Genomic DNA, 11810 nt, shown 5'->3' on the forward strand with positions numbered 1-11810 from the left:
GTCTCCTCCTAGCGGAGCCACGCGGCGGTGTCCGGCGGCAGCAGGCCGTCGGGCACCGCCGCGCTGCTGATCAGGACCTCGCCCGCGGGCAGCGGCACCGGCGTCGGGCCCGCGTTGAGCACGACCGTCACCCCCGCCCGCCGTACGACGAGCAGGTCGCCCTCGGCGGACGCGGTCGTCGTGTCGTCGGCCCCGGCGAACACCTCGGTCCGCGCGGCCAGCGCGCGGCGGTAGAACGCCAGCGTCGAGTCCGGGTCGTCGCTCTGGGCCTCGACGGTGAGCCCGGCCCAGCCGGCGGGCTGGGGGATCCACGGCTGGGTGCCGTCGGCGCCCCCGAAGCCGTACGGCGGCGCCGTGCCGGACCACGGCAGCGGGACCCGGCAGCCGTCCCGGCCGGGCTGCCCCGTGCGGAACCACGACGGGTCCTGCCGGTCCTCGGGCGCGACGTCGACCTGCTCGAGGCCGAGCTCCTCGCCCTGGTAGAGGTACGCCGAGCCCGGCAGCGCCAGCATCGTCAGCGTCGCGGCCCGGCCCCGGGCGAGCCCGACCGGGCCGCCGCCGTAGCGCGTGGGGTGGCGGACGACGTCGTGGTTCGAGAGGACCCACGTCGGCGCGGACTCGGCGGCGGCGACCGCCGCGATCGACCGGGTGATCACGTCGGCGAAGTCCGCGGCCGCCCACGGCGTCCCGAGCCAGCCGAAGTTGAACGCCTGGTGCAGCTCGTCGGGGCGGATGAACAGTGCCATCGACTCGGCGGTCTGGGTCCAGGCCTCGGCGACCGCCATCCGGTCGCCGGGGTAGGAGTCGAGCACCTTGCGCCAGCGCCGGTAGACGTCGTGCACCTCGGGCTGGTCCCACATCGGCTCGTCGTTGAGCACCCGCTCGACCATCGACTCGGCCGCCTTGGGCTCGGCCGCCTTCGGGTCGGGCTTGCGCTGGTCGCGCAGCGAGGCCTCCTTGTAGAGGCCGTGCGCGACGTCGACCCGGAAGCCGTCGACGCCCCGGTCGAGCCAGAACCGCAGGACCTCCTCGAACATGTCGCCGACCTCGGGGTTGCGCCAGTCGAGGTCGGGCTGCGAGCTGTCGAACAGGTGCAGGTACCACTGACCATCGGCGACCTGCGTCCATGCGGGCCCGCCGAAGATCGAGTCCCAGTTGTTGGGCGGCTCGGCGCCGTCGGGGCCGCGGCCGTCGCGGAACAGGTACCGCGCCCGCTCCGGCGAGCCCGGTGCGGCGGCGAGTGCCGCCTGGAACCAGACGTGCTGGTCCGACGTGTGGTTCGGCACCAGGTCGACGATCACGCGCAGCCCGAGCTCGTGGGCGCGCGCGAGCAGCGCGTCGACGTCGGCGAGGACGCCGAACAGCGGGTCGACATCGGTGTAGTCGGCGACGTCGTACCCGTGGTCCTTCTGGGGGGACGTGTAGAACGGCGTGATCCACAGCGCATCGACGCCGAGGTCGCGCAGGTACGGCAGCCGCGACGTGATGCCGGGCAGGTCGCCGATCCCGTCGCCGTGGCCGCCGGCGGGCATCCCGTCGGCGAAGCTGCGGACGTAGACCTGGTAGACGACCGCGTCGTACCACCAGGGGCGCGCGGCGCTCACCGGAACGCCTCGACGTCGACGGTGATCCAGACGTGCTCGGCCGTGGCGACCACCTCGTCGCCGGGACCGTAGAGCGTCGCGGCCGTGTAGGTGCGGCGGCCGTCGATGCCGCGCAGCTCGCCGACGACCACGTAGCGCTCGGAGGTCCGGGGCAGGCTCCGGACCTCGGCGGTCATCCGGCCCAGCACCGACGGCCGGTTCTCGAGGTCGCTCGCCCAGCCGCCCGGGCAGTCGAGCGCGGCCCACGCGATCGGCACCGCGCTCTCGTACGGCGTCCAGGTCGCCGCGACCCTGGTGTCGTCCGGGCCGGTGCGGTCGTCCGCGCGGAGCGGCCCGGCGAAGATCCGCAGCCCGTCGCCCACCCGCCGGGCCGGGCCGCACACGAAGCAGCCGGGGAACGGGTGCGAGCGGTGCCCGGCGTACCGGGGCTCGGACTCGGCCGCGACCCCCGCGGAGACCGCCGCCACCGGGACCGGCGCCGACTCGGCGTACACGGCCTCGGCGACGGGCTGCCCGTCGTGGGTGACCAGGACGCCGGCCGCGGTCGGCTCGACCGGCAGCGGGACGTCGAGCGGCGGAGGCTGGCGCAGCGTCACGGTCACCGCCGTGCCCAGACCTTGGGCCGGGAGGGTGGCCGCGAGCGCCCCGGCGGTCCACCCGCCGTTGCCCGAGCGGGGTGGTCCGTTGAAGCGGTGCGGAACGATCAGCGGCGGCAGGTGGGTCACGTTCCTAGCCTGCCAAACGCCCCGCAGCGGGGGCCGGCGGGCGGGTTTGTGCGCTGGTTGCACCCGATGGGCAACAATGGGTCGGGTGAGCGACCTGATCGACACCACCGAGATGTACCTCCGCACGATCTACGAGCTGATCGAGGAGGGCATCGTCCCGCTGCGCGCGCGCATCGCCGAGCGCCTGCACCAGAGTGGACCGACCGTGTCGCAGACCGTGGCCCGCATGGAGCGCGACGGCCTGCTCACCGTCGAGGGCGACCGCCACCTCCAGCTCACCGAGGACGGCGAGCGCCTCGCCATCCGCGTGATGCGCAAGCACCGCCTCGCCGAGCGCCTCCTCACCGACGTCATCGGACTCGACTGGGAGCTCGTCCACGAGGAGGCGTGCCGCTGGGAGCACGTCATGTCCGAGACCGTCGAGCGCCGCCTGATGAAGCTCCTCGACCACCCGACCGAGTCGCCGTACGGCAACCCGATCCCCGGCCTCGACGAGCTCGGCGAGCGCCCCTCCGGCGAGACCTTCATGGACGACGTCGAGCCGCTGTCGAAGGCCGCCGGCGCCGAGAGCGCCCTCGCCGTCGTCCGCCGGATCTCGGAGGAGATGCAGAAGGACGACGCGCTGATGAACGCCATGCGCCGGGTCGGCGCGCTGCCGGACAAGACCATCTCCATCCAGGCGACCGCCGACGGGGTGCTGGTGGGTGCGGGGGGCGAGACGGCCGAGATCTTCCCCGAGGCCGCGGATCACATCTTCGTCAAGAAGCTCTGACGCTCGCGGCGCCAGTTTCGCCGGTCGACCGGCGAAACTGGCGCACTGGACGTACGAAACTCACGCTTGACCGACGGAACTTCATCGGTCAAGTGTGAGTTTCGCCGGTCGACCGGCGAATTTGTCACCGGGACCGCGCACCGCCGCGAGGGCGGCGAGCCACTCACTCACCCCCGCCTCGACCCGGTACGACGCCAGGTCGTCCCCGCGGGTCGGCCCGCGGTTGACGATCACCACCGGCACCTCCCGTTGGGCCGCGCGCCGCACGAACCGCAGCCCGCTCATCACGGTCAGGCTCGACCCGGCGACGAGGAGCGAGCCGCCGCGGTCGGCGAGGGCCTCGACGGCGGCGTAGCAGCGCTCGACGCGGGGCTTGGGGACGTTCTCGCCGAAGAAGACGACGTCCGGCTTGAGGGGGCCGGCGCCGCAGGCGTCGCAGGGCGGGACGACGAAGCCGGCGGTGTCGTCGAGGTCGACGTCGCCGTCGGGGCGGACCGCGACGTCGGCGTGGCGGGCGGCCCAGCCGGGGTTGGCGTCCTCGAGGCGCTGCTGGAGGGCGGTCCGGGGTGAGGTGCGGCGGCAGGAGAGGCAGATGACGTCGGCGATCCGGCCGTGCAGCGCCACCAGGGCCGGGGTGCCGGCGGCCTCGTGGAGGCCGTCGACGTTCTGGGTGATGACGAGGTCGGCGCCGAGGGTGGCGACGGCGGTGTGGCCGGGGTTGGGGGAGGCGCGGCGCATCCGGGACCAGCCGAGGTGGCTGCGCGCCCAGTAGCGCTGCTGGGCGGCGGGTCCGGAGACGAACTCCTGGTAGGTCATCGGCATCCGGGCGGGCGCGCCGGGACCGCGGTAGTCGGGGATGCCGGAGTCGGTGGACAGACCGGCGCCGGTCAGCACGACGAGGGGTCCGCCCGCGCAGGCGTCGAGTGCCGGGTCCCGCCGGCCGACCAGGGTCACGGGTCCAGGGTACGGAGCGGGACGAACACGTAGCGGCCGTGCCGCTCGACACGCAGCATCTCGCCGCGCACCGGCCCGACCAGCACGCCGCCGGGCACCAGCTGGGCGACCAGCGCGCTGGGGAGGTGGGGTGCGTCGGCCGACACCAGCACCCGGTCGTACGGCGCCCCGCGCGGCCAGCCGAGCACGCCCGGCTCGGCCAGGTGCAGCTCGACGCCCGCGGTCCCGGTCAGGTTGGCGCGCCCGAAGGCGAGCACCTCCGGGACGATCTCGACCCCCACGACCCGGCCGGCCGGGCCGACCAGGTGGGCGAGGAGTGCCGTGGTCCAGCCGGAGCCGCAGCCGACGTCGAGCACCCGGTGGCCGGGCCGCGGGCCGAGGAGCTCGAGCATCCGGCGCACCGTCGTGGGCTGCGAGCACGTGACGTCGTACCCGAGGGGGAGGGCGTGGTCGAGCCCGGCGTACGGCTGCTGCTCGGGCGGCAGGAAGCGTTCGCGCGGGCACGCGGCGAAGGCCGCGCGGAGGTCCACGGCCCGCCGGCTCAGCCGTAGCGCAGCCGCGCGCGCTCGCGTGCCTTGGCGGCCTCGACCTCGCGGTTCTTCGGGGGCGCGGTCGTGACCAGGTCATCGAGCAGGTGCCGGGTGATGTGGGCGATCTCGGCGACCGCCTGGTCGAACACGGCCTGGTTGGCCTGGCTCGGCTTGGTGGTCCCGCTGACCTTGCGGACGAACTGCAGCGCGGCCGCGGTCACCTCGTCCGGGGTGGCGGGCGGCTCGAAGTTGTTGAGCGGGCGGATGTTGCGGCACATGGCTCCACCGTACGACGCCCCGCTGCTCACAGCTCGAAGAACTGGGCGTCGTCCCCGGTGACGACGACGACCCGCCCGTCCGGCATCGGCACGGCGCGCACGAGGTCGACGTCGCTGCCGTACTCGACCTTCACCCGCCGCTCGTGCATCCGGCCCTCGTGGAGCCGGATCACCGAGAGGTACCCGACCCGGCGCGCGCCCCACTTCTGGACCACGGTGAGGAAGGTCCGCTCGTCCGGCAGCCAGGTGAACGCCCGCGGGTCGCTCCCCGCCAGCGCCTCCGTGCCCGGCGGGTAGTGGAGGACGTCGCGCCGGGTCACCGCCGACGGGTCGCGGACGTCGAACAGGCCGATCTGCGCGCCCCAGCCGCCCTTGCCGTCCGGTCCCTCGCCGACGCCGATCATCCGGGCCCGGCCGAGGGGGTGCAGGTAGGAGGAGAAGCCCGGGATCTTCAGCTTGCTGAGCAGCCGCGGGTGCGCGGTGTCGGTGAGGTCGACGGCGTAGAGAGGGTCGACCTGGCGGAACGTCACGAGGATCGCGAGCCCGTCGAACCAGCGCACCGACTGGAGCTGCTCGCGCGGCCCGAGGTGGTCGAGCCGGCCGCGCTCGACCAGCTCGGTGCCCCGCCGCTCGAAGGTGACGAGCGAGTTGAAGTTGCCGGTCTCGGCGGTCGGGCCGACCGCGACCCGCAGGACGTCGTCCGCCTCGTCGAGGGACCAGCGGTCGCGCAGGGCGCCCTCGACCTCGCCGGACGCGACGTGGGCGGCGCGGGTGCCGTCGAGCGCGAAGTCGAACAGGGAGGACGTGCCGCCCGGGTCCCTCCAGAGCGCACTACGTCCGGGGCAGCTGCGCAGGCAGTCGACGGTGTCCCCCCGTCGGTCCCAGCCGGTCCAGCCCCCGCTCGCGGCGAGGTAGAGGTGGTCCGCGGACTCGTAGGCGATGTCGGTGCGCCCGGCCAGCCCGATCGCGTCGACCCGGCCCGGCGACCCGGCGTCGAAGCCCACCACGCTCGTCGTGTCGAGGGCCAGGGTGTCGGAGGGGACCGCGACGTCCGCGCAGTCGAGGAGCTGCTTCGCCGCCCCGCCGTCGACGGCGATCGTCGGCAGCCAGTCCTCGATGGTGGACTTCTCGACGACCTCGCGGTTGTGCCGCAGCGCCTGCCTCTCGGAGCGCGCGGGACCGGGGGAGACGAAGTCGAGGTCGGGCAGGCCCGCGGCGAGGACGAGCCGGACGGTGCTGCCGTGCTGGCGCGCGGAGAGCAGCGTGGCGTCGTACACGACCTGGTCGGTGACCTCGGGCGCGGCCGGGTCGGCGAGCGACACGGTCACCACCCGGGTCCGCTCGCGGCGCGTGGCGGCGTCGGCGCCGACCGCGACCACGGTGTCGCCGGACAGCAGGATCTCGGCGTTCCTGATGCGGGGCAGGACCAGCGTGCCGAGCCGGCGCGACGACGAGCCCGTGACGTCGTACGTCGTGAGGCGGTCGGCGCGGACCACGGCGAGCAGCGCGCCGTCGGTCTTGACGGTGTCGGGCTCGTCGACGCCGGCCTCCTGGACGTTGGTGCCGGTCTCGCTGCTGACCTGGCGCTGGGACTGCGCCGGCGCTTTCGCCGCGCTGTAGCGGCCGAGCTCGTCGGTGAGACCGTTGACCAGTGCGTCGTCGCGGGCGCTGCCGACCACGGACACGGGCGGGTCGACCCCCTCCCACCCCCAGGGGCCGACGAGGTCGAGCCCGCGGTCGACGTAGGTCTCGCGCAGGTCGGAGCAGGACGCGGCGGGCTTCAGGTCGGCCCGGAAGGCGGCATAGCGGGTCGTGCCCTCCCCGCCAGCGCTACCGCCATCAGCGCCGCCCGGGCCGCCGCGGGTCAGCGAGCCGGCGACGAAGGCACCGACCAGGGCGGTGAGCGCGCCGGCGGTGACCACGGAGCGGAGCAGCGGCCGGCGGCGCCGCCGACGCCGCGAGGCAGCGGTGGCAGCGGTCGCGGCGAGGATCTGCCGGGTGGGTGCGGGGCCCGTGGGGTAGTCGTCCCAGAGGCGTTCGAGGTCGGTCACTGCGTCCCTCCGGACAGGTCGAGGAGGTGGTCGTTCGCGGCGAGGTGGGCGAGCGCGCGGGAGAGCCGGCTCTTCACCGTCCCGGGCGGGATGCCGAGGGCTTCGGCGGTCTGCTTCTCGGTCAGCTGGACGAAGTAGCGGAGCACGACCACGTCGCGGTTGGGCTTGGAGAGCGCCGCGAGGGCGCGGTGGACGGCGTCGGCGACGGCGATCCGCTCGGCGGCGTCCGGCCCGTCGTGACCCCGGTGCGGCACCGACTCGGGCACGTCGTACTGGCGGTCCTTCCACCAGCGGGTGCGGCGGATGTCGCGCAGGCAGTTGAGGAGCATCCGGTAGACGTAGGCGTCGCGGTTGTCGGCGCTGCTGACCCGGTCCCAGCCGGTGTAGCAGCGGACGAGGGTGGTCTGGGCGAGGTCCTCGGCCTCGTGCGGGCGCGCGCCGAGGAAGACGGCGGCCCGGACCAGGGTCGGCCAGCTCTGCTCGACGTAGTCGGCGTACGCCGCCTCGTTGTCGGGATCCACTCTCACTCCTGCTCGTCGCGCTGAACCTATGACGGGACCGGACGGACGAGGGGTTCCATCGGATTCGGGAGCGATGCGAGAGTGGCGCCATGGCTGACACCGCGCGTCCGTACGACGTCGTCCTCTTCGGGGCCACCGGGTTCACCGGCGGGCTCACCGCCGACTACCTCGCCGCGCACGCGCCGGCCGACCTGCGCTGGGCGCTGGCGGGGCGCAGCGAGGCGAAGCTGGCGGCGGTTCGCGACCACCTGGCGGTGGCCCAGCCGCGGCTGGCCGACCTGCCGCTCCTCGTCGCCGACGCGCGCGACCCGGAGGCCCTCGCCGAGGTGGCCCGGACGACGAAGGTCGTGGCGACCACCGTCGGCCCCTACATCGAGCACGGCGGCCCGCTCGTCGCGGCGTGCGCCGCGGCCGGCACCGACTACGTCGACCTCACCGGGGAGCCGGAGTTCGTCGACCGCACCTACGTCGAGCACAACGCGGCCGCCGAGGGCTCCGGCGCGCGGATCGTGCACTCGTGCGGCTTCGACTCGATCCCGCACGACCTCGGCGCCTACTTCACGATCCAGGAGCTCGCGCGCGAGCTCGGGGGCGAGATCACCGCCCCGGTCACCATGCGCGGGGTGGTCCGCTCCCGGGCCGGCTTCTCGGGCGGCACCTTCCACTCGGCCCTCACCGCGTTCTCGCGGGCCCGGCAGATGAAGGAGGCGTCCACCGCCCGGCGCCGGATGGAGCCGCGCCCCGAGGGCCGCCGCTCCCGGGCCGTCGCCGGCCGGCCCCGGCGCGACGGCGAGCTCGGCTACTGGCTGCTCCCGCTGCCCACCATCGATCCGTTCGTGGTCGCCCGGAGCGGCGCGGCGCTGCCGTCGTACGGGCCGGCGTTCACGTACTCGCACTACGCCGGCACGAAGACCCTGCGCTACGCCGCCGGCGGCGCGGTCGGCGTCACCGGTCTCACCCTGGCGGCCCAGGTCCCGCCGCTGCGCAACGCGCTGCTCAAGCGGGTCCCGCAGGGGGAGGGGCCCTCGGCCGGGCGGCGCGAGAAGTCGTGGTTCACCGTCGACTTCGTGGCGTCGTCAGGGAGCACCGAGGTGCGCACCCGCGTCTCGGGCGGCGACCCCGGCTACACCGAGACCGCCAAGATGCTGGCCGAGTCGGCGCTGTGCCTCGCGCTCGACGACAACCCGAACGTCGCCGGGCAGGTCACCACGGCGACGGCGATGGGGGACGCGCTGCTGCTGCGGCTGGAGCGGGCCGGGATCTCGTTCGAGCGGCGCTGAACCTGTTCCACTACGATCCCTCCGGGCGCACCCCGTGCGTCCGAGGGAGAGAACGTCCGCGACGCCGGCGAGGGGGACGACGGCCGCGCGGACTCGGCGGGAGGGAGACCCGGCGATGGGGCGCGCCTGGCGTCGGAGGGGACACCGGAGGCCGGACGAGCGCGGCGTGAGCGCCGTGATCGTGGCGATCTGCACGGCAGTGGCCGTGGTGTCGGCGGCGTTCGCCGTCGACCTCGGGATGCAGCGGGTGCTGCGCCGCGACCTCCAGGCCGTCGTCGACCTGGTGTCGATGGACCTCGCCCGCGAGCTGACCGGCGGCAAGGTCAGCACCTACACCGCGGCGGACCGGACCCGTATCGACGCCGCCAAGGCGGCGAGCCTGCGCCGCAACAGCGACCTGCTGGGCGGCGCGGTGCCGCCCGAGGACGTGCGGTGGGAGCTCGTCGTCCGTGACGAGGGGGCGAGGGGTCCCGGCGCCTGGAAGCCGGCCGCGTCGAGCGACATCCCCGGCGGGGTGCGGGTGACGGCGACGTCCGACGTGGCGTTCGCCTTCGGGGGCGTGACCGGGGTCGACCGCGGCGGGTCGACCCGGACCGCCGTCGCGTCCGCCCGGACGACGGCGTGCCTGCAGGTGAGCTCGTACGCCGCCCAGCTCGACACCGGCAGGTCGTGGCTGCTGAACGCGCTGCTGGGTGACCTGCTGGGAAGCAAGCTCGCGCTCAAGGTGCTCGACCCGGACGCCGGGCTCGCGGGCGTGGACCTCAACCTGCTCGACCTGATCGAGGAGCTCGACCCCCTCGTCAGCGCGCACATCTCGGCGGCGTCGTTCACCGAGGCGGCCGGGGTCGCGGTCGGGCTGTCGGAGCTGATGCTGGCCGCGATCCACGCGCTGGAGCGGCAGAGCGGCAAGCTGGCCGAGATCGACCTGCTGCGCAACGTCTACAACGGCATCCAGGCCAACGTCCCCAACGTCATGGTCGAGCTCGGTGACCTGATCGACCTCACCACGGCCGAGGACGCCGCGGCCGAGCTCGGCCTCAACCTGCTCGACCTCGTGGCCGGCTCGCTCGCCATCGCCAACGGCACGAACGTGCTCGCCCTGCCGCTCAAGGTGAAGGTGCCGCTGCCGATCGGCCCCGGCGGGACCAGCCTCGTCGACCTCACGGCCAAGGTGAAGGTCGGCCAGAAGCCCGTCGTGAAGTGCAGCGGCAAGGTCGAGAGCTCGCAGATCGAGGTCGACCTCAACGGCGACGCCCTCGCGCTCGACCTCGGCCTGCTCAAGGCGCGCGTCCCCCTGTCGATCCGGGTCACCCTCGCCGACGCCAGCGCCGTCGCCCAGGCGGTGCGCTGCCTGCCGACGGGCAAGCGCGTCGACATGCTCATCGACAGCGGCCTGCTCGGTGTGACCGTGCGGCTCGGGCAGCGCGAGAACGAGCCGAGCTCGCCGAAGATGCTGCTCTCGCTGCTCGACGTCGGCCTGCCCGGCTGGAACGGCATCGAGGTGGTCAGCGGCACCGTCGTCCTGTCGAGCGGGCAGAGCATGAGCCGGCCCACCCGCGCCGACCACCTCGACATCGTCGACGAGAACTACGACGTCAGCCTGCCGGCAAGCCTCCGTGGCCTCGGCATCCCCACGCTGCACCTGCAGCTGCAGGACCTCAAGCTGCTCGGCGGCCTCGGCCCGCTGTCGTCGCTGCTGGAGTTCCTCGGCATCGGCAGCCTCCTGCAGTGGGTGGTCAACCTCGCCCTGGAGGGCCTCGTCAACCCGCTCGTCGGCACGCTCGACAAGTGGCTGCTCGACCCGCTGCTGCGCACGCTCGGCATCGACGTCGCGGGCGGCACGATCAAGGTCGCGCCCACCGTGGACTGCGGTACACCCCGGCTCGCCGGCTGACCGACCGCCAAAGCCCGCCGAAGTGCGCCGGTTGCGGGTCCGAGATCGCGATCTCGGACCCGCAACCTCCCTACTTCGTGGTGATCTACGACCCCCGCTACTCGAGCTCGAGCTTGATCAGGCCGGCCGGGTAGCGGTCGCGGGCGGAGACGTAGATGCGGTGGCGGGTCGGGTCGACGGCGATGCCGTAGACCTTGTTGCCGTACTGGTGGGTGGAGAGGCGGGCGACCTGGGTGAGGTCCTCGGCCTCGAGGACGGTGACGCCGCTGTTGTCGAACGTCTCGTTCTGCTCACCGAGGTAGATCCGGCCGTGCCCCGGGTCGACGGCGACCGAGCGCCACTGGGGTGCGGTGCGGGCCACCTCGGCGACCTGGCTGTAGTCGGCGCCCTTGAAGACGCGCAGACCCACGGTGGCGGTGGGGCTGTCGCTGTTGGAGACGTAGACCAGGTCGTGCTGCGCGTCGTAGGCGACGCCGTGGCTGCGCCAGGTGGCGTCGTCGATGGCGACCTGCTGGACCATCGCGCCGGTCTGCGCATCCATGACGACGAAGCCCGCGCCGCGGGTGGCGCCGATGACCCGGCCGCGGCCGAGGTCGACGTCCAGGCCGCGGATGTTGGCGTCGAACGCGAACGGACCTCGCTTGAGCGCCCCCGTGGTGCTGTCGACGACGGCCCACTGGTTGCCGAGACCGACGTACAGCTCGTCCTCGACAGGGTCGAGGGCGACGTCGCGGACGCCGTTGTCCGTGGCCAGGTCACCCGGGACGCCGCCCACGGTGACCGGGATGCTCAGGGCGAGCACGCGGGCCGTGGTGTCGGTGGCGGGGTCGACGACGCGGACCCGGGCGGGCCGCTGCTCGTTGCCGACGTAGAGCAGACCCGACTGCGGGTCGACGGCCGAGCCGACGGGCTTGTCGTCGACCTCGGTGTTGCTGCCGTCGGGGAGCACGGTCAGCGCCGTCGCCTTGTAGGCGTCGCCGATCGGGCCGGTGCCCGGGTCGGGCCCGCCGGGCTCACCGGTCCCGCTGCCGGGGACCGGGCCGGGCAGCTTGCCGTCGACGAACCGCTGGCTGACGGTGACGGCGACGGGCGTCGTCTCCTGCCCGGGTGGGTTGAGGCGGTGGTCGCGGTTGGAGACGAAGACGCGTTGGCGTTCTTCGTCGATGGCGATGCCGTAGCCGTCCTTGCCGTACTGCTTGCC

Annotated in this window: 11 protein-coding genes; 3 read left to right on the plus strand and 8 right to left on the minus strand. The window is 73.9% G+C overall.

Features of this window, described 5'->3' with window-relative positions; translation table 11 throughout:
* Nucleotides 1–8: 8 nt before the first annotated feature.
* A complete protein-coding gene (locus BM223_RS27420; protein WP_038677034.1) occupies nucleotides 9–1604 on the minus strand; it encodes a glycoside hydrolase family 13 protein in 1596 nt (531 codons plus the stop codon).
* Nucleotides 1601–2329 carry a hotdog family protein gene (locus BM223_RS27425; protein ID WP_038677036.1) on the minus strand — a complete coding sequence of 243 codons (729 nt, stop codon included), beginning with the start codon at nucleotides 2327–2329 and terminating at the stop codon, nucleotides 1601–1603. Before BM223_RS27425 ends, BM223_RS27420 begins: the two co-directional genes overlap by 4 nt.
* Nucleotides 2330–2414: 85 nt before the next feature.
* On the opposite strand from BM223_RS27425, the gene BM223_RS27430 reads away from it, so the two are divergent.
* Nucleotides 2415–3101, plus strand: a complete 687-nt coding sequence (locus BM223_RS27430; RefSeq protein ID WP_038683510.1) for an iron-dependent transcriptional repressor DtxR — start codon at nucleotides 2415–2417, stop codon at nucleotides 3099–3101.
* An 81-nt stretch (nucleotides 3102–3182) separates the two neighbouring features.
* Here the strand turns inward: BM223_RS27430 and BM223_RS27435 are convergent, their stop codons facing one another.
* The 5 genes from BM223_RS27435 to BM223_RS27455 are packed head-to-tail and all read right to left on the minus strand — an operon-like array spanning nucleotide 3183 to nucleotide 7435.
* On the minus strand, nucleotides 3183–4055 hold the full coding sequence (locus BM223_RS27435) for a Sir2 family NAD-dependent protein deacetylase (protein ID WP_052138249.1): 873 nt from the start codon (nucleotides 4053–4055) through the stop codon (nucleotides 3183–3185).
* Entirely contained in the window at nucleotides 4052–4585 is a 534-nt protein-coding gene (locus tag BM223_RS27440) for a protein-L-isoaspartate O-methyltransferase family protein (protein ID WP_038677038.1), read from the minus strand. Before BM223_RS27440 ends, BM223_RS27435 begins: the two co-directional genes overlap by 4 nt.
* An 11-nt stretch (nucleotides 4586–4596) precedes the next feature.
* Nucleotides 4597–4863: a DUF2277 domain-containing protein gene (locus tag BM223_RS27445; RefSeq protein WP_038677040.1), complete on the minus strand. Its 267-nt coding sequence runs from the start codon at nucleotides 4861–4863 to the stop codon at nucleotides 4597–4599.
* A 26-nt stretch (nucleotides 4864–4889) separates the two neighbouring features.
* Complete coding sequence (locus BM223_RS27450) at nucleotides 4890–6914, minus strand: beta-propeller domain-containing protein (RefSeq protein ID WP_038677042.1); 2025 nt, start codon at nucleotides 6912–6914, stop codon at nucleotides 4890–4892.
* Nucleotides 6911–7435 carry a SigE family RNA polymerase sigma factor gene (locus tag BM223_RS27455; RefSeq protein ID WP_038677044.1) on the minus strand — a complete coding sequence of 175 codons (525 nt, stop codon included), beginning with the start codon at nucleotides 7433–7435 and terminating at the stop codon, nucleotides 6911–6913. Before BM223_RS27455 ends, BM223_RS27450 begins: the two co-directional genes overlap by 4 nt.
* Before the next feature lie 89 nt (nucleotides 7436–7524).
* Here BM223_RS27455 and BM223_RS27460 point away from each other — a divergent pair, with 89 nt between their 5' ends.
* Both BM223_RS27460 and BM223_RS27465 read left to right on the plus strand, forming a co-directional pair.
* Entirely contained in the window at nucleotides 7525–8715 is a 1191-nt protein-coding gene (locus tag BM223_RS27460) for a saccharopine dehydrogenase family protein (protein WP_038677046.1), read from the plus strand.
* A 166-nt stretch (nucleotides 8716–8881) separates the two neighbouring features.
* Nucleotides 8882–10609: a Tad domain-containing protein gene (locus BM223_RS27465; RefSeq protein WP_038677048.1), complete on the plus strand. Its 1728-nt coding sequence runs from the start codon at nucleotides 8882–8884 to the stop codon at nucleotides 10607–10609.
* A 97-nt stretch (nucleotides 10610–10706) separates the two neighbouring features.
* On the opposite strand, the gene BM223_RS29410 is transcribed toward BM223_RS27465, so the two are convergent.
* Nucleotides 10707–11810: YncE family protein (locus BM223_RS29410; protein ID WP_177235809.1), on the minus strand; the 1104-nt coding region annotated here is incomplete at its 5' end.

Origin of the sequence: Pimelobacter simplex, assembly GCF_900114845.1 — a bacterium.
Taxonomy (GTDB): domain Bacteria; phylum Actinomycetota; class Actinomycetes; order Propionibacteriales; family Nocardioidaceae; genus Nocardioides; species Nocardioides simplex.